Here is a 23072-nt window from a genome sequence, read left to right on the forward strand (position 1 = left end):
CGGCAACATGTTTGAGCAAGCTCGTCTGACCGCCGAGCTGTTTTTCCCGGATACACGCTGCCCACAAGGCAGATTGAAGAAGCTGACCTGGCCCGAACGTCCAGTACAAGGACGAGAAGCGCTGGCGATCAATCCTCATGAAGCTTGTGGCCGACCCTGAAAACGTCGGTAGTGGCCCGAAGGTTATCGCTGCTTCTCTTCGTTGTGACGCTATTGCGTAGCAGTTATTCAACACGACTACATGCAACAGACGCGGGACCCCGTCATTTCGGCGGCCGACCGCTGACGTCCTGGTTTCGGTGCCAGGGATCAACTAACCGATGGGCTACCTGTATTAGCGAATCAACTTTGAAAGATCACCAAATGGTCAAGGGGCTTTATATGAATCTGAACAATCAACCCACCATCGATGAACTGGCTCGTATGTTCGCTGCGCAAAAAGACAGCCACGACAGCCATATCCTGTGGATCAGCAAATCGGGCCAGGTGCATATCGACTGCCTGTCGCCGCATGCCCATGAAGCCGAGTTCGACCAGAACAACCAGAATCTGCTGGCCCGATTGAAGATGTACCGTCGCGGTCAGGGCTATGTCGGCAAAAAAGCCGCAGCCGACAAAGACTTCATCGGTAATGTTCTGCAAACGCTGAAACAGGCCTGGGCCTCGATGCAGAACCAGAATGAAGTTCGGGTGATTGACCGGTTCTACTGATAATTCAACGCAATAAAAAGGCCCCGCTCGAATGATGATCGAGCGGGGCCTTTTTGTTTGTCTCCACTGTGCCAAACAAAGCTATCGTTAAAGGTATCCGCTGTTGGTCCCTGGAGACTTGCGATGAAAAACAACCTGAAATTCCTGCTGTTGCTGCTGATGACGAGCGCTGTTCAGGCAAACAGCGTCAACGGAGTCCCGTCATTCGCAGTGGAGTGCCCTGGCAAGATCCTCGTCCAGGCGGATCAGGACGGGCCGGTGATGATCAACGGCAAGGAAGCCGAAACCAAAGCCATCAATGATCGCCGCTTCGAAGCCAAGAGCTCCGGCATCACACTGTCCATCGTCCTGGCCGATGACGATTCGGTGGTCGTGTCTTCCACCGGCAAGGCGCCCAATGGAGTGTGCCAGTCAGTCGATGACTGACGTCGACGACTCGGCTTTCCCAGAACCAACTCCATAACGGCAATTCCTTCACGTTATGCAGCGTCCGTTTGCCCGCCTCCAACGCCACCAGCCCCCACCTCGCACACCCGATGCAGGCCTCGCCCGCGTCAGTCGGCCTGACCGTGCGCGAGGTGCGATCGAACAGGCTACCCCCCAGTGTTTCCTCCAGTCGGCGAATCTGTTGCGACAAGGTTGGCTGTGACACGTGCAGTGCCGCGGCAGCACGGGTGAAACCGCCGCAGGATTGAACCTATAGGCAGGCCTTATGCGCAGCATTGCATATCGGTCTTGGACGCTATGAATCAACCAGCAGAAGATGGCTTCACACCCAAGCAACACCACGCCGACAGGAGATACCCGATGCAACAGTCCCACGCTTACAACGACCCGAGTCTGACCCTGACCACGTCGATCCTGTCCCGACCGACCCGACCATCTACCGCTTCTACGAGATGATCCAGATTTACGGCACCACCCTGAAAGCCCTGGTTCATGGACAATTCGGCGACGGCATCATCAGCGCGATCAACTTCAAGCTCGGCCGGAAGCCGCGGCCAAAGTGATCGGCGAAAAACTCGGCCTCGCCTACGTCACCGCCGCCCTGCTCTATCACTTGCTCCGACAGTCGTGTCGTGCGGAATTGCTGACCCAGCAAGAGCCCGGCGAACTGTTCGTAATCCGTAACGCCGGCAACATTGTGCCCTCCTACAGCCCGCATCCAGGCGGTGTATCGGCCACGGTCGAATACGCGGTTGCCGTGCTGGGCGTCACCGACATCGTGATCTGTGGCCATTCGGACTGCGGCGCCATGACCGCCGTCGCCTCGTGCAAATGCATGGACCACCTGCCCGCCGTCAGCGGCTGGTTGCAACACGCCGAGTCGGCGAAAGTGATCAATGAATCGCGCCCTCACGCCAATGACGCGGCGAAGGTGAGTTCGATGGTGCGGGAGAATGTGATCGCTCAACTGGCCAACATCCAGACCCACCCGAGCGTGCGACTGGCTCAGGAAAAAGGCCTGCTGAACCTGCATGGCTGTGTCTACGACATTGAAACCGGTTCGATCGATGCGCTGGATGCCCACAGCCGCACGTTCGTGTCGCTGGTCGAACACCCGACTACCTGCGCGGTGCACGGCAAAGCGATGGAAGCGGCTTGATCCAGGTCGGCAGCCGATGCAGCGCGCCCGGTTCACGGGAGCGCTGCATCCAGTTTCATTTGTCGTCAGGCTTGCCTGACGCTGGTGACCGGATCTCCGGGCTGTCCTCGGCGCTTGGCGGTGTTGGAACGCTTCCGGGCGTGAACACGTGAGTCAGCAATTCCCTGGCATCGATTTCATTGACGCCATTCACCGTGCGGGCCAGCGCAACGACCTGCTCACATTGTTTATGGGTGTTGACGCGACCACTTAACACCACCGTTCCTGCAAGTGTTTTGACATGGACTTGCAGACTAAGGGCAGGATCGGCCAGCGCCAGGGCCGACTTCACCCGAGCGGTCAGCCACGCGTCATGCGCGATTATTCCCAATTGATGAGAGTAATGCTCCAAGGAATGATGTTTCATGGCGAACCCTCTTTCGAAACGCAGACGCAGACACCTAAATTATAGTGCGGCCTGCGTCTGTGGTCGGGGTTCTCAGCGTTTGACCGACAGATCCACCTGCGTCATGCGACTGCGAATCGTGAACACACCATCCCCCGAGAGAATCGCGCTGCGGGCAAACAGGCGGCCGCTCTCCCAGTTCGAAAGCCCCAGTTCCGGCTTGTTCAGCGCGTATTGTCCGTCGACCCAGCGGGTGATGCCGTTGCCGACAAAAGGCGCGTTGACCGCATTGTAGAAACGCTCATGGGCCTCGGCATCTTCACTGATCAACGACACGGTGAACTGCGGGCTGTAGCGGTTGAACAAGGCGATGGCGCTGTCCAGGTCGTCGACGATCTTCAGGCTGACTTCCGGGGTTTCTTCCCACTCCCACTCGCGGCCCAACTGGTCCTCGGGCAGCGGCTCGGCCAATGCTTCAGTTTGATAACCTTCAGCGCGGCAGACGTCGACCTTCGCGGTCCTCCAATCGTAAGGCAGGTATGTCTCGCTGCCCTCGACGATGTGCAACTTGCAACCCTCGTCCCGAGCGGCGCCAGCCTGTTTCAAGGCCTGCAGAAACAGCGGCACCAGTTCGGCGGCGCGGTCGCGGTGGATCAGGCAGACGTTCAGGGTGTTGCAGACCTTGCGGTCCAGGGAATTGCGCACGACGGCGGCAAAACGCTGGGCGTCGGCCTCCTTGTCGGCGATCAGCCAGGCGCCACCGGTGCCATGCAGGCTGACGGCCGTGCCGGCCTGCTGCGCGATGCTGCCCAATTGGCTGACGGCACGCCCCGAACCACGGGCCACCGCCAGCGACAGGCGTCGGTCGGCGAACATCGCCCAACCGGCGGCGTGATTGACACTTTCCACCAGCGACACCGCACCCACCGGCAAACCGGCGTCGCTCAACGCCGGGTTCAACGCATGGGTGACAATGGCTTTCGCCGTGCCCAAGGCGTCGCTGCCAATGCGCAGCACCGCAGTGTTGCCGGTACGCAACACGCCAGCGGCGTCGGCGAAGACATTCGGCCGTCCTTCGAAGACGAAGGCGACGATACCCAGCGGCGAAACCACCTGCTCGACTTTCCAGCCGTCATGCTCGACGCAACTGATCACTTTGCCACGCGTGGCTGACGCATCGCGCCAGGCCCTGAGGCCCGCGATCATGTCGCGGCGCATGCGTTCATCGGCCAGCAACCGCGTGGTCGAGCGTCCACGAGACTTGGCCCACTCGATGTCGGCGAGGTTGGCCGCCTCGATCAAGTCCCAGCAGCCCTGATCTTCAAGGCGCCGGGCAAAGAAATCAAAGAACTCACTGATCGCCTGGTCCGACACGGCGGACATTGCCGTAAACGCCGCTTCGGCCCGCTCGATCGCTACTGCCGCCGCTTTCTGGTCCGCGACGGGAATCAGCAGCAACTCGCCGCTGACCTGCTCCACCAGCAGGTGGTCCCCGGGCTGAAAGCGCAAGGCCAGTTCGGGGCTGACCACGGTGACGCGGTTACCAGCGAAAGGAATTGGCGTGCCAGCGATTAGACGTTCGAGCGCAAGAGACATGAAGCGGTTTCACCATGCAAGGGGCGGCTGGAAAATGTATAGCAAAACGCCGGAAGCGTCATTAACCCCGCCCGCTCGAATTTCTCAAAACACCGACCAGCCAATTCGCTGGCTCAGCAGTTCCAGTGCGGCCATGCCCGCGAGCGAGTTGCCGGCCGTGTTCAGTTCCGGCGACCAGACGCACACCGTGAACTGCCCCGGCACCACGGCGACGATCCCGCCGCCCACGCCGCTCTTGCCAGGCAGGCCGACGCGATAGGCGAAGTTGCCTGCCTCGTCGTAGAGGCCGCTGGTGGCCATGATCGAGTTGACTTGCTGGGTCTGGCGGGCGCTGAGGATCTGTTCGCCGCTGTGTTTGCAGAAACCGTCGTTGGCCAGGAAGCAGAACGCCCGGGCCAGGTCCACGCAGCTCATGCGCAGGGCGCAATGGCTGAAATAGCTGCGCAATACCGCTTCGACATCGTTATGAAAGTTACCGAAGGATTGCATCAGGTAGGCCATGGCGGCGTTGCGCGCACGGTGCTGGTATTCGGACTCGGCGACCTTGCCGTCCACCATCACCTGCGGGTTGCCCGACAAACGCCGGACGAAATCGCGCATCGATAACGCCGGGGCGGCAAAACGCGACTGGTTGATGTCGCAGATCACCAGCGCACCAGCGTTGATGAACGGATTGCGCGGGCGTCCGCGCTCGAACTCCAGTTGCACCAGCGAGTTGAACGGCTGGCCGGAAGGTTCGTGGCCCAGACGCTGCCAGATGGCTTCGCCGGAATGATCGATGGCCTGCACCAGGCTGAACACCTTGGAAATGCTCTGCACTGAGAACGGCGTATGGGCGTCACCGGCACAAAACAGTTCGCCGTCGTTGCCATACACGGCAATGCCCAACTGGTTGGCCGGCACGGTGCCGAGGGCGGGAATGTAGTCAGCCACCTTGCCCTGACCAATCAGGGGACGAACTGCGTCAAGGATCTCGTTCAACAGCGCTTGCATGCCGGGTTCCGAAGTCTTGCCCCATGGGATTGCGGGGACACTGACGCTAGACGCTGGCGGTCAGCGGCGAATCACAGATTGCCTGAACACAATCTCATAACAACACTGCTCCCCGTGGGGCTTGCTCGCTCCCACAGGGGATTTGCATTGCCTGTGTATCAGCATGTATACAGCCCCGTTTTTGACACACCCCGTCCATAAAACCCCGCACCCGCGACACATCGCAGATACACCCGATTGATGAAATGTGCCTGTCGATTGGCTCAGCCGATCAAAGCGCTCAACTCACTCAATGCTATGGGGTATCACCATGTTCAAGCTCTCGACTTCTTCCCTGACCCTCGGCCTGATCATTGCGGGCGGCCTGGCCCTGTCCAACGTCGCGTCGGCTTCCGAGTCCGAAGCGTTCAGCATGAAACAGCTGGCCCACGGCTACAGCCAGGCCCAGGCCGACACCGCGGAAAAACCGGCTGAAGGCAAATGCGGCGAAGGCAAGTGCGGCGCCAGCGAGTAACCCCTGCGCAGGGCCGTCGGGCCCCGCATCCCTGACTGAACGGAGACCAAGTCCATGAACGCTGCAATCTCGTCGGCCGTAAAAGGCCTGCACCTGAACCTTGACCGTGCCGGTAGCTGGCTCGCCCCTCTGACCTTGCGGTTGTTCATCGCCTGGGAATTCTTCGAGTCGGGCCTGGAAAAGTGGAACGGCGAAAACTGGTTCGCCGACATTCAGGACCGCTTCCCGTTTCCCTTCGACCATGTGCCGGCCACGCTGAACTGGGAACTGTCGATGTGGGCCGAACTGATCTGCGCCCTCGCCATCCTTGTCGGACTGGGTACGCGGATCTCCGCCATTGTGTTGATCGTGGTGACTGTCGTTGCGACCGCTGCCGTTCACTGGCCAGCCGATTGGTCTACATTGAGTGAGCTTGCCCAGGGTTACTCCATCAGCAACAAGGGCTACGGCAACTTCAAATTGCCGCTGATCTACCTCGCCGCCCTGATGCCACTGCTGCTCTCGGGTGCCGGCAAACTCAGCCTCGATGCGTTGCTGGCCCGATTCTTCTGGCGTCGCAACAATCGCTGAAATGTTAATGTGGCAAGCTGTACCTCCCACCTCACTTGCGTAGACAGGAGCCACCATGAGCGTGACCACCCAATGGATCGAGATCGACAGCGCCGAAGGTAAATTCGGCGCCTACCTGGCCATTCCGCATACCCGGAAAGGCCCTGGGATCGTGCTGATCCAAGAGATCTTCGGCGTCAACGAACACATTCGCTCCGTCGCCGAACAGTACGCCGCCGACGGCTACCTGGTGATCGCGCCGGACCTGTTCTGGCGCAGCGGCCACCGTATCGAACTGACCTACGACGAAGCCGGCTGGAAACGTGCGATCGAGTTGATGAACGCCACCGACGTCGACAAGGCGCAGAAGGACATCGAACTGGCCATCGACGCCCTGAAAGCCCAGCCGGGCCTGGACGGCGGGATCGCTTCCATCGGCTACTGCTTTGGCGGCCTGCTCTCGTACCACACCGCCGCCAACGGGCTGGTGGACGTGGCCATTGCCTATTACGGCGGCGGCATCCAGAACCAACTGGACCGTGCCGACGAAATCGAAGTGCCGCTGCTGATGCACTTCGGTGAACAGGACAGCCACATTCCGCTGGAAGCCGTCGAGAAAATCGCCGAGCGCTTCGACAACAACGATAACGTGGAAATCGTCGTGTACCCGGAAGCCGAACATGGCTTCAACTGCTCGCACCGTGACAGCTACAACCAGCGTGCAGCGGCCGAGGCCCATGGCAATACGCTGATCTTTTTGGGTATGGAACTGTAAGGCCCACACCCGCGAAAAAGGCACCTTCATACGACGATGAAGGTGCCTTTTTTTTGCAACGATGCTTACTGGCTCACGTCTTCCGTTTGGGCAGCCACCGCCAGCTGCGGTTGAGCGTTACGTTCATGCACATGGCGATGGGGCGTGCGGTCGATGTTAAGGCTCAGGATTTCCGGTCGGCTGTAGTGACCGCGGCCATCCATCTGGCGTTTACGGATTTCGATCTGGAACAAGTCGATGTCAGCGATGACTTCGCCTTCGCCTTCGGTCAGTGCGCCGACAACCTCACCTTGCGGATCGATGATCGCGGTGTAGCAGCCGCCGGAGATCGGACCGATCTCGCAACCGGTGTCAGCCATGATTTGCGCCTGCTGTTCCGGGTACAACCAGGCCGTCGAATTCACCACGAAGCACGCCGATTCCAGCGCGTGCATGCGGATGCTGACCTCCATCTGGCGAGTGAACAGCGGGCCGGCAAATGAACCGGGGTACATCGAGGCGTGAATCTGTTCACCGTCTTCGATCAAGGCGTAACGCGCCAGCGGGTTGTAATGCTCCCAGCAAGCCAGTTGGCCGATGCGGCCGACGGCGCTGTCGGTGGCCCGCAGGCCGGAGCCGTCGCCCATGCCCCAGATCATCCGTTCGTGATAGGTCGGCGAAATCTTGCGCCGCGCCTGAATCAGGGTGCCGTCCGCATCGAACAGCAACTGAGTGTTGTAGAGAGTGCTGCCATCGCGTTCATTGACGCCGATGGACACGACCATGTTGGCGTCCTTCGCGGCTTTGCCGATCGCATCGGTAGTCGCGGAAGGGACAACGACGGCCTGGTCCAGCAGTTTGTAGTGCTCGGCGCCCATTTTGAATGGGGCCTGCACGAAGGAAAAATACGGGTAGTACGGCACGATGGTTTCCGGGAAAACGGCGAATTGCACGCCCTTCTCGCCGAGTTCTAGGATTTTGTTGACGACCTTTTCTACAGTGCCTTCACGGCTGTAGAGCACAGGAGCGATCTGAACGGCGGCGGCTTTGACGATGGTCATGACGGTAATCTCGTTGGGGAATGGGTTTCAACGAGGACCAGATTACGGTAATAATATTTTGTCTTGAATGTCGAATACACCACCTTTCAGGACAATCCGTGCCCATTGGATTTTGCGACTGCTGCGCAGCCGAGCGGGACGGTGCGGCGTTCCGACAAGCTCCCTCGCCACAGTAGAGCGCTCGGCCATCGGCCTGGGATCAACTGCGATTGGCACGCTGGATGACTTGCGGTGGTTGGCCGAACGCACGAATAAAAGCCCGGCGCATACGCTCACGATCACCAAAACCGGTCTCTGTCGCCACCACATCGATGGCATGCCGGCCGGTTTCCATCATCAGGCGCGCGGCTTCCACTCGCAGGTTCTCGATAGCCTTGGCCGGTGACTGACCCGTTTCGGCATGAAACACACGACTGAACTGTCGCGGGCTAAGGTTGGCCGCGCTGGCCAGCGCCTCGACCGATAGCTCGGACTTCAGGTTCTGCTTGGCGTAGATCAACGCGGACTGGATGCGGTCAGTCTTGGGCTCGAGTTCGAGCATCACCGAAAACTGCGACTGCCCGCCCGCGCGCCGGTGATACACCACCAATTGCCGGGCCACGCGCCGCGCCACGTCGGCGCCCAGATCCTTTTCAACCAGCGCCAGCGCCAAATCGACACACGCGCTCATGCCCGCCGCGGTCCAGACGTTACCGTCGTTGATGAAAATCCGGTCTTCTTCCACCCTCACTTTCGGGTACGCCCGCTGCAATGCCGGCGCATGACACCAGTGCGTGGTCGCACGCCGGCCATCGAGCAGGCCGGCTTCGGCCAATGCGATGGCCCCGGTGCAAATGGACCCCAGGCGTCGAGAGGTCCGACTGGCGCTGCGCAAAAACTCCACCATACCGGGCGAGACAGGACGGATCAGGTTGTCGCCCATCACCAGCAGCGTGTCGAAGGGGGCATGGTGGAACGCCGTGGTCTCCACGCCGAAACCCGCCGAGGTCCGCACGGTACCGCCGTGCTCGGACAGCAAGGTGATGTCGTACATCGGAGTGTCGACGGCACCGTTGGCCATTTCGAAAGCCGCACACATGGCCAGGCCCAGCACCTGGAAACCAGGGTAAACGATGAGGCCGATGTTGTGCACGGTGGCAGACTCCTTTGACCTTAAAGGTGGCATGACGGGTTTACGGTCAGCCGAGTCTGCACTGTACTCCTGAATCAGTCGCTAGTGCCTGGTCATCAACCCGTGCAGCACACCGAACCGCAAGCCGGGCTCGGAAGGTGTCATGTGCGAGACGCCAAAGACTTTGAACGCCGCCAGCATCAGCACCAGTCCGCCCGGCAGGATGCTCAGGCGATGACTCTGCAGACCGGCCAGCCTGAGCTGTTCGACGTGCCCTGCTTCCAGCAGGCGCAACGAAAGACGCAACAGGCCGCTGTAGGTGATTCCGCTGTGGCCATCGTCGTTCAAACCGTTGGCCTTGAGGACTTTGGCCAGCATGCGTGCGGTGCCTGAAGAACCGATGACCTGCTGCCAGCCCAGCGTGCGATAACGGCGCGCGACGCGTTCGAACTGCAGAGTCGCGACACGCTCGGCCTCCAGCAGTGCCGGGGCCGAGATGCGGCCGCCTTGAAAATAGCGCGCGCCAAAGGTGCCGCTGCCGATGGCGATGCTCTCGGTCAACAGCGGTTGAGCGCCCTGCCCCAGAATCAATTCCGTGGAACCGCCGCCGATATCGATGACCAGTCGCTTGCGCTCGGTGCCGGGCACCGTATGGGCCACGCCGGCGTACACCAGCCGGGCTTCTTCATGCCCGGAAATCACATCAATACGAAAACCCAGGTGCCTTTCCGCGCTGGCCAGAAACAGCTGCGCATTGTCAGCTTCGCGCACCGCACTGGTGGCCACCGCCCGCACACGACCGGGCTCGAAGCCACGCAATTTTTTGCCAAATCGCGCGAGCGCCTGCCATCCACGATCCAGCGCCATTTCGTCCAGCGCGCCACCCTGAAACCCCTCCGCCAACCGAACGGGCTCACGCAGGGTCTTCACTTCCTGGATCACCAGTTGCTGGTTCCGCCTGACCGACTGGCCGATCATCAAACGAAACGCGTTGGAGCCCAGGTCAATGGCCGCAAACAGGGAGGCGTCTCCTTTCATTGAGGTATTCCTTGCGCAATTCATCTGTCAGCAGAAGCCGCTCCGCTGAACACTCAAGACGGTTTGCAAGGATGTTGACATGGGTTCGATGACACCCAGATGACACGCTCCGGGGCGAACGAAAAACTCTCCTATTTCGCATCGCCATCATGGGGCTTGTAGAAGCGGAACAATCCAATATCCGCCGTTTTGATGTACTCCTTGGCCCAATCCGGTTTCACGGTGCGGTCGTGGAAGTACAAGGCTCCGCTTGTGCGATCCGGCAGCTGTTTATTCAGCGCCTTGCGCGCGATTTCCTTGGCGAGTGCGTAAGGCACCTCTTCCTGGACCGAATCGGAGCGGCCGTCACACCACCAGGAAAACTGGCAGCTTTTGGTTTCGGAGCCCTGCTTGACCACACCGCACACGGTGTCCGGAAAACCTTTGTGACCCAGGCGATTCATGACGACGTTGGCGACCGCTTCCATGTCGACAGCGTCCTTGCCTTTGGCTTCCCAATAGATCGAACGGGCCAGGCAAGTGATCGCATCGTCCAGCGGCGCGACGCCTGCGGGATCCACGGACTGGACCTCGGACTGGGTAATGGCTTCGGATTTTGGGGCCGGCGCAGGGCTGGGGTTATCCGCCGCTTTTTGCTCCAGTACCTCGGCCTTGTTCTCGGCCGCTTGCTGTTTTTGCTCCTGATCCGTGGCGAAAGCCAGGCCGGCAAACAGGGTAATTGCGAGGCAGGTGGCAATCCAATGGAAGCACATCGTCGAAAGACTCGGTTGGCGGTTTCGGATAAGTGTAGTAGTGAAATGACAGCAATCACCTCCCCGGCATTTTGGAAAAATCCATTGCCTGCAGGGGGGCCACTTCGCGCATCATGGGCGCAGTCAGATCCAAGGGAGATTTCCATGCGTGTCCTGTCATCCGCTTTGCGTCTTGCCACGTTGTCGTTGGGCTTGCTGTTCGCCGCGAAGGCGCTGGCGGCTGACGAGAAACAACTGATCGATTCGATCAACGACTACCGCAGCCAGGTGCAGCGTTGCGCGGGTGAGGTATCGGCGGAACTGCCGCCGCTGGCGGGTGATCCACGGCTGGCGTTGTCCGCCACCAGCGTCGTCAATTTGCAACAGGCCATGGTCGCCGCGAATTATCCGATGAAGAATGTGCAGGCGATCAGCCTGTCCGGGCCGCGTGATGCGGCATCGGCGATGAAAGCGATCCAGGAGAGCTTTTGCCAGATCGTGCTGGACCCGCAATTCGTCGACATTGGTGTGAGCCGCCAGGACCGTGAATGGCGCATTGTGCTGGCCCGTCCACTGTTGAGCGCACGGCTGAGCGACTGGCAGGCCGAAGGCCAGAAATTGCTGGCCGAGCTCAATGTCGCACGCGGTCGGCCGCGCCAGTGCGGCACGCAATCCTTCGCTGCCGCCACGCCGCTGACCTGGAACGCTATCCTGGCAACGGCGGCCGAGACCCATTCGCGGTCGATGGCCAACAACAACTATTTCGATCACAAGGACCGCGATGGCCGCACGCCCGGTGATCGGGCAGAGCTGGCGGGTTACAGCGGCCAGCAGATCGGCGAGAACATCGCCGCCGGACAAGACGCCGTGCGCAAGGTAGTCGATGGCTGGGTCGCCAGCCCCGGACATTGCGCCAACCTGATGAACCCGCAATTCCAGGAGTTGGGTGCGGCGTATGCGGTGGACCCGAAAAGTGATTCGGGAATCTACTGGACGGCGATGTTCGGTACGCCGTAAGGCACCTCCCATACAAACGCAAAAACCCGGAGTGGGTGTGGCATCGACGCTATGTAGCCGATGCCCACCCTGCACAGCAGCTCGACCGTATTTGTTGAAGCAGGCCGGGTTCACCAGGCAACCGGTCCCCTCCCGGAATTCGTCATAGAGCCCATCGATCACCCGGTCATAAATAGTGATTGGACGCCCCCCTCAAGTTGCTCTTAGCCTGCGACTCACACATCCGTTAATGACGGAATACCCATTAGAAGTGCGACCCGAATCGCCAAGCGAGGCTGTCATGTCAGAGCGAGTCTTGATCGATGGGTTCTCCCGGCGTGTGGACTATCTGCGAATGTCTGTCACGGATCGCTGTGATTTCCGATGCGTGTACTGCATGGCCGAAGACATGCAGTTTCTGCCACGCCAACGGATCCTGACCCTGGAAGAAATCTACGAAGTCGCTGAAAGCTTCGTGGCGCTGGGAACGCGCAAAATCCGCCTGACCGGCGGCGAGCCGCTGATTCGCCCGGGCGTGGTGCAACTGTGCCAACGCATCGCCGCCCTGCCCGGCCTGCGCGAATTGTGCATGACCACCAACGGTTCGCAGTTGAGCAAACTGGCCAAGCCGTTGTTCGACGCCGGGGTCAAGCGACTGAACATCAGCCTCGACTGCCTGGACCCGCAGCGCTTTCGCGAACTGACGCGCACCGGCGACCTGGCGCAGGTCATCAAGGGCATCGACGCCGCCAATGCAGCCGGGTTTCGCAACACCAAGCTCAACTGCGTGGTCATGAAGGGTCGCAACGATCACGAGATCAACGACCTGGTGAGCTTCGCCATCGACCGCCAGCTCGATATTTCATTCATCGAAGAAATGCCCTTGGGCACCATCCATGAGCACAGCCGCGCGGAATCGTTTTATTCCAGCGCCCAGGTCCGTGAACGAATTGCCGAACGCTACACGTTGATTGACTCCGCCGAGTCGACCCAAGGCCCTTCCCGCTACTGGCGCCTGGCCGAGGCGCCGCAGATCCGACTGGGGTTCATTTCTCCTCACAGCCACAACTTTTGCGGCACCTGCAACCGGGTGCGGCTGACCGTCGAAGGTCGACTGCTGCTGTGCCTGGGCAACGAGCATTCCGTCGATCTAAAGGCCGTGTTGCGCGCCCATCCAGGCCAGCCCGAGCGCCTGGAGAACGCTATTATCGAGGCGATGAAGCTCAAGCCCTATCGGCACAATTTTGAAGTGAACGATGATGTTCAGGTGGTTCGCTTCATGAACATGACAGGCGGCTGAAGACCATGATTGTCAGGCCCAAACCCAATCTGATCGGCGTGCTGACTTCACTCAAGGGTTCGATCGCCAAACGCATTGCCTGGCGCAGCCTGATGGTGACATTGCTCGCCTCGGCCATCGTGCTGATCGAAACCCTGCACCCCAGTTACTTCTCCAAGGTCAGTGCAACGCCGTTCACCCTGCTGGGCTTGTCGTTGTCGATCTTCATGAGCTTTCGCAACAACGCCTGGGCCATTGTCAGCTACACGTTTTTCGGTCTGGACGCGATTGGCGATGAGCTGGAAGACCCGCTCGGTCGCGACGAAAATGACCTGCCCACCGATGCCTTGGTGCGTATCATCGAACGTGAAGTGCTGTCGGCGCTGGGGGTGACGCAGCTTCCTCCGGTTCTGGAGCCCGTTGATTTTGTGCTTGAGTGATCGAGACGGGGCGACTTGGCCATCGTCAGCAGTCGGGCGATGGCTTCCGCCAGTCACTGGCGGCGGAGAATGGTGGGCGTTGCGTCGTTTTCAGTCCTGCGCCTGAACCACCTCAATCCCCAGTTTCCGATAATCCCCGACATCGCCCGACGCCACATGACGCTCGGTGATCAGCGTATGAATGCGGTTGCATGGCGCGACCACGAACGGTTCCACCGCGCCCAGTTTGTCCGCTGTGGTGACGGCGATCACTTGCGAAGCACTGTCAATCAGCGCCTGCTTCACCGGCACCTCGTCGAAATGCAGTGAGCTGATGCCGACTTCCGGATGAATCGCGCAGACCCCGGTGAACAGCACGTCGGCCTTGATGCCCTGCAGCAGGCGCACGGTCTCGTGACCACTGACCGACATCGTCGCCAGGTTGAGTTGTCCGCCGGCCAGAATCACTTTGATGCCTTTGTATTCGGCGAGGATAATCGCGGTCATCGGCGAGGTCGTGATCGCCGTGATGGAAATGTCCGTCGGCAACGAACGCGCGATCTGCAGCGTGGTGGAGCCGGAATCGAACATCACGATCTGGCCATTCTCCACCCGGTCCGCGGCGAGCTGCGCCAGGCGGGTTTTCACCTCATCGGTTTCGCTGACACGGGTGAAATAATCCTTGCCCGTATCCTTGGGCCGAGGCAGCGCCCCACCGTGTACGCGCTGCACCAGACCGGCCGTGGCCAGTTCCGACAGATCGCGGCGGATGGTGTCTTCGGAGACTGCGAAATGCTGGCTCAACTCGGAGGCCATGACCTTGCCGTCACGCTCGAGGATCAGGAGGATTTTTTGCCGGCGCAGCTGGGGAAGTTCGGCCGCCGAATGATCGTGCATGTTTTCGCCTGAATTTGCGGGTTTGTGCGAGATTAGCCAAACCCAGGCGCAAACACAATCGGCGCGGCGATGGGCAACCGTCAGTTACTCGCGACTTGAGCCACAGTGCCCGAACTCACCAGTGCCGCCAGGGAGGCATCGAACTGTTTCAGGGCGCTCACTTGCAGCTCGGTTTGCTGGTCGATCTGCGCGGCGATTTCCGGCGCTGCCTTGCCCTGTACCCACACCGAAGGCATTTGCTGTGCGCGAGCGCCTTCGGCCTTGCCAATGTATTGCAGGTTCGAGTCGTAGAATTTCGCCATGAAACGCGCTTCAACCTGATTGTTGCGCTTCGACACCAGACGGCTGTAAGTGTCCAGCATCACCACCACGTCCGGGTGCGCTTGCACCAGTGCGTCGAGGTTGTCGTAGACGGTCACCGTGGCAAATTTTTTGTGCAACGAACCCATCAGCCAGTTGATTGCCAATTTCGGATCGGAGCTTTTCACGAAGGCATTGCTGATACGCGAATCCAGCGCCGGGTTCTTCGCGCCGTTCAGCGCAACCGAGTGGTACTGCTCAAGGTATTCGAGGGTGTTGACGGTGTTTTCGCTGTAGAGCACACCCACCGTTTGGGCAGGCTTCAGGCTGGCGGCGCTGTCGGCGACCGGCAAGAAATGGCAGGTCTGTTCAGCGGCATAGGCCGGTGCGGTGGCGGCAACGCTGCCGGTCAATACAGCGACAAGGGCCAGCCAGGTAGAGATTCTCATCGCGCAGATTCCTTCGGAGGCGAATTCGGTATGTAGCTATCCTCCTCCGTTGCCGGAAAAACAGAACTTGCGTTTATTGATGGTGGTTATTGATTAAACGAATGGTTGGGCGTGGTGGTGACGGACTTCAGGCCGGCTATCAGGCCGCCTCGCTTTGGCCTTTGATCTTGATCTGCCCCGTCGGAAGGCCGAGCGCAGGTTCTGCGCAGTGGGCAACCCGGCATGGATGCCGGGTTAGCCGCCCCCGGCCATGGATGGCCGATGGCGGCGGGCCCACGGAGCAGGACCGGAGCGAGGGCATGCCGAGCTTTAGCGAGGCACCGTACGTCAGGGGCGCAAGCGCTTGGTTACTTGGCGCTCTTCCAAGTAACCCGCCGTAAGGGCGGAACCATTAGTGGCCGTCACCGCAGCAACGGATATTCACCCAATCCCAATCCCAATCTCTATTCAAGCCACCCGCTCAACCGCATCCACACTGGCTTTCTTCTTCCCCCTGTTCCACCGCATCAAGACAATCCGAACCACCTTGTTCCACACATAACCAACCCCGACACCACCAACGAGAGCGACTACAACCGACAACGCCGGCACATCAACAATGTGACGCGCCAGGGACTGAAACTGAAAATGCGTCAAATAGATATACAGCGTTGATGCGGCAATTAACGCCAGGCCCCGCGCAATGAAGCCAGGCACAGGAATGGACTTGACCCAGATCACCACGAGCACGGCAGGCAAGGCGATATCGACATATCCGTTTATGTCCATGTTGTGCGGCCCATAGATGAGCAGAAGATCCTGCCCGCCCAGCACAATGACGGCCACCGCACTGACGATCCATTTCTTGATGCTCGAGTTGGCATAATGAATGGCCATTCCGAGCACCATGATCGCCAGATAGTGTTGCGGCACTCTGTCATAGAGTTCGGAAGCATCAAACAAATAGGCACTGATCAGAACATCCGCCACGGCCAATACGCAGGCCGCAATGACCAGATTCTGAAACGGATTTGACATGATCGTTTTTCTGACTCGCTCGAACGACAGGGCGAATCCAATGATCAGGATCATTTGCAGAAGAACTTCGACATACCAATAGGTAAAGGTGCCTACAACACGTTCTGGAAACCAGTTCGAAACGAGCAATACCGTTTGCCAATGAACCCTGTCGAAAACTATTTGAATCAAGATGGCGTACAGGATGGTGGGTATCGCGATACTGACAATGGACTTTAAAAGTGTACGCGCATTACCGCGCTCATTGATCGCTTGAAGTTGAAACCTGGCCAGGCTGATGCCCGACACGATAAACAACACCTTCGTCTCGCCTGCAAGCGGGAATTTTGAAAAAATATCAAGATGCTCGATAACAATAAGCAAAATGGACATGACACGCAGAAGAACAGGAACCTCCATTGCCCGAAGTGAAAACCGGGAAGACCGGGTTTTATGGGTCAGCTCACACAATTCACGCACCGGTATCATTTCCCACTGATCCGGGAGATGGCCAATCAGCGCTTCAAGTGCCATGGAAGCCTGTACAAACGAGAGCGAATCCCCACCCAGTTCGACGAACGACAAATTTGAATCAATACGCGGGACTTCGAGTATTTCCGACCAGGCGGCTACCAGCTGGAGCGCCAGCGGTGACAGGTTCTGGCTCGAATTGATCGACGTCGCGTCCGTATCAATCGAGGGTAATGCGCGCCTATCTATCTTTCCGTTCGGCGTCAGTGGAATAGCGTCCAGGAAGACGAACAACGCCGGGACCATATAGTCGGGGAGCTCCTTGCCGACATGGTCACGCAATTCAACCGATGTAACCGGCGTAGTCGCAACGCAGTAGGCAACCAGCCGGGCGAGCGACGTGTCATGGTTGGCAAGCACGACACACTGCTTGATTCGGGGATGCCGTGACAGCGCGCCTTCGATTTCAGTCAGTTCGATTCGATGGCCGCGAATCTTGACCTGACTGTCACCTCGCCCCAGGAAGCTGACACTGCCATCGATAAGATAAGTGCCCAGGTCACCGGTTTTATAACAAATATCGTGTTCGTCGTTCGTAAACGGGTTCACCACAAACTTTTCTCTGGTTTGCGATGTGTCACTCCAGTAACCCAACGACAAATAAGGGCTGCGTATCAGAATCTCGCCCACTTCGCCTTCGCTGACCAACTGATTTGACTCATTGACCACCAGCAGTTGCGCACCTTCAATCCCCTTGCCCAGCGGAATTTTCAGACGGTCGATTTCAGGATCGAGATGATGGTACGCCATGGCCTGCGGCGTTTCTGTCGTGCCGTAGAAGTTCACGCTGACGGCACCAGGCGCAATAGCGCGAATTTGTTTGTACAGCGTCTGACTTAATGCATCTCCGCCCCAGAACAGATATCGCAGGGCATTGAATTCAAGTTTTTTAAGTTTCGCGCCCGTTTCAATCAATTTTCCCAACGGGGGCGTCAGATGAATAATCGAAACGCCATTTTCCTGTATCCACGTAGCCAAAGCTGAAGGATCAATGACAATTGACTGCGATGGAACCACAACTTTCGCGCCAATGGAGAGCGGCGTAAAAACATCCCGGTACACCGGGTCATGCCCCAGACCGGACAGCAGGGAAAAGCAATCGTCTTTGGTTAATGAATGACGCCGGGCATGCCATTCAATGAAGTGAACCAAAGGCGCGTGATGAGTCACGATTCCTTTCGGCTCACCCGTGCTGCCGGAGGTGAAGGTGACATAGGCCGGATCGGCCGGATTGACTTCAGGCAGGCTTGTTTGATCACAGGCGAAGGCTTGCAGTGCAAGGGCGGGACTTTCCGGAATGTGAACGACCCGCGTACTTGTCTCAAGGCATTCAAGCCTGAGTTCGTCAGGCGCCTCGCCGCACACCAGCACAAAGGAAGGCTCCAGCGCCTTGATGATTTGCCCTACACGCGCTGGCGGATAGGCGACGTCGGCCACCGTGAACATCAATCCGGCCCGCGACGCTCCGAGCATGGCGTAGACCAGCCCCGCACAACGACTCGAAACAATAACAACCCGGTCGGATTGTTTTGCGCCCTCCCTGATCAGCAAGGACGCCATGCCCCGGCTTATTTCTTCAAGTTGTCGATAGCTGCACGTCGCGTCTTGAGAGATGACAGCGATGGCATCGGGCGAACGCCTCGCCTGCTGCAAGAAGTCCATGAATATTGGGCGTTCGGCACAGTATTCCAGCCTTAACGCTGGGTTTGGGCGAAGATCGTGCATTTAATCCCTAGGCTCCGCATGATCTATACGAGGTTGACGCCGTGCTCATAAGATCCTGAGTAAGAAGATTCAGAATCGGTGGCCGAGCAAAAACATGTAGCGTAGTTGCAGTTCAGAACGAATGCCTAAACGTTAGTGCAGAGTGACCGGTGTTGCCGATAATTTCAAAGTGCTGCGATGCTCTGCCCGGCGTCATCGCAGGATACCCACGCGAGTCGCTCGACCGGAGCCGAGCGCTTCGCCCATGCGTCGGGTCAACGAAGCCATCGATCATTTGCCCAGCGGCAATACCTGTCGGTCGCCCACCGGCGCATGGAGCGCCATCACCTCGACGACCCAATCGATGAACACGCGCAACTTGAGGCTTATATGCCGGTTCGGTGGAAAAGCCACGTAAAGCGGCATCGTGTCGAGGTGCCAGTCTTCGAACAGCGGCACTAACTCGCCACTCGCCTCGAAGGTTTTGGACATGTACTTGGGCAGCCAAAGAACACCCAACCCTGCCAGGCCGGCCGCGAGGTAGGCATTGCCATCGTCGACGGCCAACACGTAGCGACCTTTGATCTGCAAGCGCTCGCTGTGTTTATGCATCGCATAGGGCAATGGTTTGCCGGTGCGCGCCCACAGAAAACCGACGATCCTATGGTTCGACTCTTCCAACTCTCGCGGATGCAAGGGTGTACCGACGCGAGCCAGATAGCTCGGTGCTGCGAAAACGCCAAGCGACAGATCAGCGACGCGCCGGGCCATCAGCGACTGATCCGTGAGTTCACCGCCGCGCACCACGCAATCGACGTTCTCATCGATCATGTCGACGATGCGATCGCTGACGCCCATGTCGATCTGGATGTCCGGATATCGCGCGTAGAACCCAGGCAATGCCGGCATCAGAATCATGCTCGCCAACGGGCTCGGCACATCGACTCGCAACCGGCCCCGGGGCGATGCCGAGGCGCCGGACAGACTGGTTTCCGCGTCGTCGATGTCGGCCAGCAGTTTGATCACGCGTTCGTAATACACGGCGCCATCGGCGGTGACGTTGACTTTGCGCGTCGTACGGTTGAGCAACTTGACGCGCAACCGCGCTTCCAGTTGCTGCACCAGTTGAGTCACGGTGGTCTTGCTCATGTGCAGGGTCTCTGCAGCCTTGGTGAAACTGCCCGCCTCCACCACACGCGCAAATGCCTGCATCGCGTCAAAACGGTCCATCGCCACCCCTTGTTCCGATCAGATTGTTTGTATTTTCCAAACAGTGATCACCAAGGTTGCTCGTTTATCGCCCCGGCGCAAGTCCTTACAGTCCCTACATCGTTAGTTTCGGGTCGGTTTCGGCCTTTTGATCGAGGTGGTTTATGACAACGCGTGACGTGGTTTTTCCGAGCGGACGCCAAGCGCTTTATGAGCGCAATCGCTACTCGCCGGCGATTCGCTCCAATGGCTTTCTGTTCGTGTCCGGACAAGTCGGCAGCAAAGAGGATGGATCGCCCGAGCCTGATTTGGAGAATCAGGTCCGGCTTGCCTTCAACAACCTGAACGCGATCCTGGTCGCGGCTGGTTGCACTTTCGACGACGTGATTGATGTCACCGTCTTCATCGTCGATCCCGAATCGACGTTCGAAACGATCTGGAAGATCGTCCCGGAGTTCTGGGGCAACGCGCCGCACCCGACGCTGACCGGGATTGGCGTCACGTGGCTGTATGGTTTCCAGTTCGAGATCAAGGTGATCGCCAGACTTCCGGAATCCGTCCAGGGATGAATGACCGTTGTTCAGGGTTGGTAGCCTGCCTCTAACGAGCTTCCTCGAAGAGGCCTACCAACTCATTGAAAGCAACAATATCCAGCGGCCGGCTCAGGAAATAGCCTTGACCTTCATCGCACGATACCGCCTTCAGCAACTTCAGGTGATCGGCCGTCTCAATGCCCTCAGCCGTTACGGTGAGCGATAACGCACGTCCCAGGCCCACGATAGCCCGGATGATCGCCTTGTCATCCTCGCTATCGGCCAGCCTGTTCAAAAAGCTGCGGTCAATTTTCAGGCCGTCGAACGGGAATGCGCGAAGGTAGCTCAACGAAGAATATCCCGTTCCAAAGTCGTCCATTGATATCCGTACGCCGAGACGTTTGAGCGTACGCATGACCTCAAGAGCGCCGGTGGCGTCTTCGAGCATGACGCTTTCGGTAATTTCCAGTTCTACGCGGCCAGGGTCGATGCCAGAGTCCAAAAGGGTTGTCTGAATACGCTCGACCAGATTGCCTCGTTTGAATTCGGTCGGTGACAGGTTGACTGATACGAACAAACTTTCCGGCCACCGTGCGGCGCAGCGGCAGGCGGTATCGAGAACCCAGTTGCTCAGGGAAAGAATCAGCCCGGACTCTTCGGCAATCGGGATGAACGTGTCGGGTGGTATCAAACCGCGCTCAGGATGTTGCCACCGGACCAGCGCTTCAGCACCCACCATCTGACCGTCAGCGATACGATAGCGTGGCTGGAAATGCAGCCGCAGCTCTCCATGTTTGATCGCGAAGCGCAGGTCGCTTTCCAGACGACGGCGCTCGATGATCCTGGCGTTCATATCGCCGGCATAAAAGCGCCAGGTGTTACGCCCTCCGGCCTTGGCCTCGTAGAGTGCGATATCCGCATAGCGAAGCAGCTCGGTCGCCTCGCATGCGTCATGAGGCGCCATTGCAATGCCTAGACTGGCGCTGACGAACACTTCCTGCTCATCGATCGTTATTGGCTGCTCGATGGACTCGATCAAGCGGCGACAGAGCGTCTCGACTTCTTCCTGGGAACTCACGTCGGTCAGGATCAATACAAACTCATCCCCGCCCACCCGAGCGACCAGGTCGCCATGGCGCACGCACTCTGACAGGCGACTCGACACTTCATTAAGGACCAGATCACCTGCGGCATGCCCGAGCAAGTCATTCACCGGCTTGAAACGATCCAGATCCAGGCTGAGCATGACCAGCGGCTGTTCTATCGTTGGCAATGCCTTGAGTTTACCGTCGAGAAACTCTTGAAGGCGGGTTCTGTTCGGCAGCCCGGTCAGGGCGTCATGCTGCGAGAGGAATTCGATACGCCGACGAGCTTCGACTTCCTCTGTCACATCCGTCGCAGTCCCCCGGAACCCCCCACCTGCCATCTTTCGAGCCGAAAGACGAGTGATTCGCTCCTGGCCTTCGGTATCGACGTATCGGCACTGAATGCTGATATCCGGACGACGGTTCGGGATGCTGAGCCACTGAGCCAGCGTGCCCAGTTCGGTACTCAGCAGATCATCGATTACCGCACCAATCCAGATGTCTCTCGAGAGCCCCGTCACGTCTTCGAATCGTTCTGACAAATAGGTGAAATGCCACTCGGGATCAATTTCCCATACCCAGTCCGAGCTGGCTTCAACCACGTCGCGAAAGCGTGCTTCGCTGGTGGCAAGGGCGTCCTGACTGCTTTGCAGTGACGCATAGCTGGCATCAAGTGCCAGCGCACCCGCGGTCGTGCGACGCAAAATGACCCACGTCATCAGGCACACCAACAACGCGGCAATGCCGATCAATGGCAACCCTATCCCCAGCAACCGCAGGCCCGGCCTTTCCGGTCTCCACTGCAGGCTGCCGGCCGAACCGTCATCGCCCAGTGGCAAGAGCGACGCAGTGTCGGTTTCGCCGGACGTGACGACGTGCAAACGATCGACCCCGAAATCGTCGCCGATCATCTGCAGCTTGGCGTTGTTCAACACATCGACGAAAACCAGCACTGAAGGTGGCCTGTCATCAGGCACCACTGTCGGATCGGTTCCCGGCGTAATGGCTGCTGCCGCGACGAGGGCGGGTACTCCTCCCAGGTTGATGAAGGCTGTTATCGGCGTCTCGGTTTCCGCTCCTGCACGCGCCTTGTCAAGAATTCCGGCGATGGACTGCTTGAGCCACTCAGTGACTTCCACGGATTTCAGCTCACCCTTGACCACAGCGTAAACAGTGCGATCAACGTCGTTGACGACAAACAGTCCCTGGACCCCGAAATCCGTGTAGAGCGTTGCTCCGACGTTCTGTCGTACGAAGGCCCAGTCAGGGTCCACTTCGGCATGCAGGTGCCTGTAGGCGTCACCCCAGAAGGCGTAATCCTTGACGGTTGAGCGCAGCGATTTTTCCAGCGACTGGACGGCCTTCTTCGTGTAGAACGCGCTTTCAGCCTCCTCTGCCCGGTCCAAATCATGTGCAAGGTAAACGAGTGAATAGCTGGCCAGTAAAAACACGCCCGCCAATAGACCCACAAACTTGAGCAGCGAGGCGCGAGCCAGTACCACGCTCGAGCGACGGGAGGAAGCAGGGTTACTGGAGGTGGAACTGTTCGGCATAGATTCCTGCTGGTCGTCGACGTTAGTGTGTTGCATACCCTGATATCGGCCGCGTTGGCAGAACGATGAACA

General features: G+C 58.8%; 22 protein-coding genes and 3 pseudogenes. 12 read left to right on the plus strand and 13 right to left on the minus strand.

What is annotated here, in order from left to right; translation table 11 throughout:
- Positions 1-7: 7 nt before the first annotated feature.
- The 3 genes from ACM6I5_RS30200 (at position 8) to ACM6I5_RS30210 (ending at position 1137) form a co-directional block, all read left to right on the plus strand.
- Positions 8-160, plus strand: coding sequence for a hypothetical protein (locus tag ACM6I5_RS30200; RefSeq protein ID WP_007946257.1), 153 nt, complete (start codon positions 8-10; stop codon positions 158-160).
- 221 nt (positions 161-381) lie between these two features.
- Complete coding sequence (locus tag ACM6I5_RS30205) at positions 382-711, plus strand: hypothetical protein (RefSeq protein WP_031319009.1); 330 nt, start codon at positions 382-384, stop codon at positions 709-711.
- A 123-nt stretch (positions 712-834) separates the two neighbouring features.
- Complete coding sequence (locus tag ACM6I5_RS30210) at positions 835-1137, plus strand: hypothetical protein (RefSeq protein WP_017339504.1); 303 nt, start codon at positions 835-837, stop codon at positions 1135-1137.
- A gap of 40 nt (positions 1138-1177) precedes the next feature.
- Here the strand turns inward: ACM6I5_RS30210 and ACM6I5_RS30215 are convergent.
- A pseudogene (locus ACM6I5_RS30215) lies at positions 1178-1396 on the minus strand (LysR family transcriptional regulator); the annotation flags it as partial.
- Between the two features lie 178 nt (positions 1397-1574).
- Between ACM6I5_RS30215 and ACM6I5_RS30220 the strand changes: the two are divergent.
- A pseudogene (locus ACM6I5_RS30220) lies at positions 1575-1706 on the plus strand (cyanate hydratase); the annotation flags it as partial.
- A gap of 54 nt (positions 1707-1760) precedes the next feature.
- Positions 1761-2317, plus strand: a pseudogene (locus ACM6I5_RS30225) (carbonic anhydrase); the annotation flags it as partial.
- A gap of 55 nt (positions 2318-2372) precedes the next feature.
- On the opposite strand, the gene ACM6I5_RS30230 reads toward ACM6I5_RS30225, so the two are convergent.
- From ACM6I5_RS30230 to glsB, 3 genes are all read right to left on the minus strand, one after another.
- A complete protein-coding gene (locus ACM6I5_RS30230; protein ID WP_414878434.1) occupies positions 2373-2723 on the minus strand; it encodes a BON domain-containing protein in 351 nt (116 codons plus the stop codon).
- Positions 2724-2795: 72 nt separating this feature from the next.
- Positions 2796-4298: an aldehyde dehydrogenase family protein gene (locus tag ACM6I5_RS30235; RefSeq protein ID WP_017339508.1), complete on the minus strand. Its 1503-nt coding sequence runs from the start codon at positions 4296-4298 to the stop codon at positions 2796-2798.
- A gap of 84 nt (positions 4299-4382) precedes the next feature.
- Positions 4383-5291 carry a glutaminase B gene (gene glsB / locus ACM6I5_RS30240; RefSeq protein ID WP_414885278.1) on the minus strand — a complete coding sequence of 303 codons (909 nt, stop codon included), beginning with the start codon at positions 5289-5291 and terminating at the stop codon, positions 4383-4385.
- A gap of 310 nt (positions 5292-5601) precedes the next feature.
- Between glsB and ACM6I5_RS30245 the strand changes: the two genes are divergently transcribed.
- The 3 genes from ACM6I5_RS30245 to ACM6I5_RS30255 are packed head-to-tail and all read left to right on the plus strand — an operon-like array spanning position 5602 to position 7129.
- Complete coding sequence (locus tag ACM6I5_RS30245; RefSeq protein WP_214384004.1) at positions 5602-5805, plus strand: hypothetical protein; 204 nt, start codon at positions 5602-5604, stop codon at positions 5803-5805.
- Between the two features lie 54 nt (positions 5806-5859).
- Entirely contained in the window at positions 5860-6375 is a 516-nt protein-coding gene (locus tag ACM6I5_RS30250) for a DoxX family protein (RefSeq protein ID WP_414878430.1), read from the plus strand.
- A gap of 55 nt (positions 6376-6430) precedes the next feature.
- Complete coding sequence (locus ACM6I5_RS30255) at positions 6431-7129, plus strand: dienelactone hydrolase family protein (RefSeq protein ID WP_017339512.1); 699 nt, start codon at positions 6431-6433, stop codon at positions 7127-7129.
- Between the two features lie 65 nt (positions 7130-7194).
- Here ACM6I5_RS30255 and ACM6I5_RS30260 read toward each other — a convergent pair whose 3' ends face one another.
- From ACM6I5_RS30260 to ACM6I5_RS30275, 4 genes are all read right to left on the minus strand, one after another.
- Positions 7195-8169 carry a nitrilase-related carbon-nitrogen hydrolase gene (locus ACM6I5_RS30260; protein WP_414885279.1) on the minus strand — a complete coding sequence of 325 codons (975 nt, stop codon included), beginning with the start codon at positions 8167-8169 and terminating at the stop codon, positions 7195-7197.
- 199 nt (positions 8170-8368) lie between these two features.
- Positions 8369-9301 (minus strand): GlxA family transcriptional regulator, encoded by a 933-nt coding sequence (locus ACM6I5_RS30265; protein WP_414885280.1) that lies wholly within the window; start codon positions 9299-9301, stop codon positions 8369-8371.
- Between the two features lie 81 nt (positions 9302-9382).
- Positions 9383-10318 (minus strand): phosphatase, encoded by a 936-nt coding sequence (locus ACM6I5_RS30270; protein WP_017339515.1) that lies wholly within the window; start codon positions 10316-10318, stop codon positions 9383-9385.
- Positions 10319-10449: 131 nt separating this feature from the next.
- A complete protein-coding gene (locus tag ACM6I5_RS30275) occupies positions 10450-11070 on the minus strand; it encodes a cell wall hydrolase (RefSeq protein WP_414885281.1) in 621 nt (206 codons plus the stop codon).
- A gap of 144 nt (positions 11071-11214) precedes the next feature.
- Here ACM6I5_RS30275 and ACM6I5_RS30280 point away from each other — a divergent pair, with 144 nt between their 5' ends.
- The 3 genes from ACM6I5_RS30280 to ACM6I5_RS30290 all read left to right on the plus strand — a co-directional run bounded on the left by ACM6I5_RS30280 (position 11215) and on the right by ACM6I5_RS30290 (position 13764).
- Positions 11215-12066: a CAP domain-containing protein gene (locus ACM6I5_RS30280; protein ID WP_017339517.1), complete on the plus strand. Its 852-nt coding sequence runs from the start codon at positions 11215-11217 to the stop codon at positions 12064-12066.
- Between the two features lie 280 nt (positions 12067-12346).
- Positions 12347-13345 carry a GTP 3',8-cyclase MoaA gene (moaA, locus tag ACM6I5_RS30285; protein ID WP_414885282.1) on the plus strand — a complete coding sequence of 333 codons (999 nt, stop codon included), beginning with the start codon at positions 12347-12349 and terminating at the stop codon, positions 13343-13345.
- Between the two features lie 5 nt (positions 13346-13350).
- The gene (locus tag ACM6I5_RS30290; RefSeq protein ID WP_017339519.1) at positions 13351-13764 is read left to right on the plus strand and encodes a bestrophin family ion channel; all 414 of its coding nucleotides are present in this window, start codon (positions 13351-13353) and stop codon (positions 13762-13764) included.
- A gap of 90 nt (positions 13765-13854) precedes the next feature.
- On the opposite strand, the gene ACM6I5_RS30295 is transcribed toward ACM6I5_RS30290, so the two are convergent.
- The 4 genes from ACM6I5_RS30295 to ACM6I5_RS30310 all read right to left on the minus strand — a co-directional run bounded on the left by ACM6I5_RS30295 (position 13855) and on the right by ACM6I5_RS30310 (position 19850).
- Positions 13855-14640, minus strand: coding sequence for a DeoR/GlpR family DNA-binding transcription regulator (locus tag ACM6I5_RS30295; RefSeq protein WP_414878428.1), 786 nt, complete (start codon positions 14638-14640; stop codon positions 13855-13857).
- Between the two features lie 80 nt (positions 14641-14720).
- Positions 14721-15389, minus strand: a complete 669-nt coding sequence (locus ACM6I5_RS30300; protein ID WP_414885283.1) for an ATPase — start codon at positions 15387-15389, stop codon at positions 14721-14723.
- A 447-nt stretch (positions 15390-15836) separates the two neighbouring features.
- The gene (locus ACM6I5_RS30305) at positions 15837-18641 is read right to left on the minus strand and encodes an amino acid adenylation domain-containing protein (RefSeq protein ID WP_414885284.1); all 2805 of its coding nucleotides are present in this window, start codon (positions 18639-18641) and stop codon (positions 15837-15839) included.
- Positions 18642-18911: 270 nt separating this feature from the next.
- Complete coding sequence (locus tag ACM6I5_RS30310; RefSeq protein WP_414885285.1) at positions 18912-19850, minus strand: LysR substrate-binding domain-containing protein; 939 nt, start codon at positions 19848-19850, stop codon at positions 18912-18914.
- Positions 19851-19993: 143 nt separating this feature from the next.
- On the opposite strand from ACM6I5_RS30310, the gene ACM6I5_RS30315 reads away from it, so the two are divergent.
- Positions 19994-20398, plus strand: a complete 405-nt coding sequence (locus ACM6I5_RS30315; RefSeq protein ID WP_414878424.1) for a RidA family protein — start codon at positions 19994-19996, stop codon at positions 20396-20398.
- Between the two features lie 31 nt (positions 20399-20429).
- On the opposite strand, the gene ACM6I5_RS30320 is transcribed toward ACM6I5_RS30315, so the two are convergent.
- Positions 20430-23000, minus strand: coding sequence for an EAL domain-containing protein (locus ACM6I5_RS30320; RefSeq protein ID WP_414885298.1), 2571 nt, complete (start codon positions 22998-23000; stop codon positions 20430-20432).
- Positions 23001-23072: the final 72 nt, after the last annotated feature.

Source organism: Pseudomonas sp. IT-P171, from assembly GCF_949767765.1.
Classification (GTDB): domain Bacteria; phylum Pseudomonadota; class Gammaproteobacteria; order Pseudomonadales; family Pseudomonadaceae; genus Aquipseudomonas; species Aquipseudomonas fluorescens_B.

Bases quoted from the DNA above. Each gene is read 5' to 3' on its own strand.
- ACM6I5_RS30200 (WP_007946257.1), top strand. From the start codon at position 8: ATGTTTGAGCAAGCTCGTCTGACCGCCGAGCTGTTTTTCCCGGATACA.
- ACM6I5_RS30205 (WP_031319009.1), top strand. From the start codon at position 382: ATGAATCTGAACAATCAACCCACCATCGATGAACTGGCTCGTATGTTC.
- ACM6I5_RS30210 (WP_017339504.1), top strand. From the start codon at position 835: ATGAAAAACAACCTGAAATTCCTGCTGTTGCTGCTGATGACGAGCGCT.
- ACM6I5_RS30230 (WP_414878434.1), bottom strand. From the start codon at position 2,723: ATGAAACATCATTCCTTGGAGCATTACTCTCATCAATTGGGAATAATC.
- ACM6I5_RS30235 (WP_017339508.1), bottom strand. From the start codon at position 4,298: ATGTCTCTTGCGCTCGAACGTCTAATCGCTGGCACGCCAATTCCTTTC.
- glsB (WP_414885278.1), bottom strand. From the start codon at position 5,291: ATGCAAGCGCTGTTGAACGAGATCCTTGACGCAGTTCGTCCCCTGATT.
- ACM6I5_RS30245 (WP_214384004.1), top strand. From the start codon at position 5,602: ATGTTCAAGCTCTCGACTTCTTCCCTGACCCTCGGCCTGATCATTGCG.
- ACM6I5_RS30250 (WP_414878430.1), top strand. From the start codon at position 5,860: ATGAACGCTGCAATCTCGTCGGCCGTAAAAGGCCTGCACCTGAACCTT.
- ACM6I5_RS30255 (WP_017339512.1), top strand. From the start codon at position 6,431: ATGAGCGTGACCACCCAATGGATCGAGATCGACAGCGCCGAAGGTAAA.
- ACM6I5_RS30260 (WP_414885279.1), bottom strand. From the start codon at position 8,169: ATGACCATCGTCAAAGCCGCCGCCGTTCAGATCGCTCCTGTGCTCTAC.
- ACM6I5_RS30270 (WP_017339515.1), bottom strand. From the start codon at position 10,318: ATGAAAGGAGACGCCTCCCTGTTTGCGGCCATTGACCTGGGCTCCAAC.
- ACM6I5_RS30275 (WP_414885281.1), bottom strand. From the start codon at position 11,070: ATGTGCTTCCATTGGATTGCCACCTGCCTCGCAATTACCCTGTTTGCC.
- ACM6I5_RS30280 (WP_017339517.1), top strand. From the start codon at position 11,215: ATGCGTGTCCTGTCATCCGCTTTGCGTCTTGCCACGTTGTCGTTGGGC.
- moaA (WP_414885282.1), top strand. From the start codon at position 12,347: ATGTCAGAGCGAGTCTTGATCGATGGGTTCTCCCGGCGTGTGGACTAT.
- ACM6I5_RS30290 (WP_017339519.1), top strand. From the start codon at position 13,351: ATGATTGTCAGGCCCAAACCCAATCTGATCGGCGTGCTGACTTCACTC.
- ACM6I5_RS30295 (WP_414878428.1), bottom strand. From the start codon at position 14,640: ATGCACGATCATTCGGCGGCCGAACTTCCCCAGCTGCGCCGGCAAAAA.
- ACM6I5_RS30300 (WP_414885283.1), bottom strand. From the start codon at position 15,389: ATGAGAATCTCTACCTGGCTGGCCCTTGTCGCTGTATTGACCGGCAGC.
- ACM6I5_RS30305 (WP_414885284.1), bottom strand. From the start codon at position 18,641: ATGCACGATCTTCGCCCAAACCCAGCGTTAAGGCTGGAATACTGTGCC.
- ACM6I5_RS30310 (WP_414885285.1), bottom strand. From the start codon at position 19,850: ATGGACCGTTTTGACGCGATGCAGGCATTTGCGCGTGTGGTGGAGGCG.
- ACM6I5_RS30315 (WP_414878424.1), top strand. From the start codon at position 19,994: ATGACAACGCGTGACGTGGTTTTTCCGAGCGGACGCCAAGCGCTTTAT.
- ACM6I5_RS30320 (WP_414885298.1), bottom strand. From the start codon at position 23,000: ATGCCGAACAGTTCCACCTCCAGTAACCCTGCTTCCTCCCGTCGCTCG.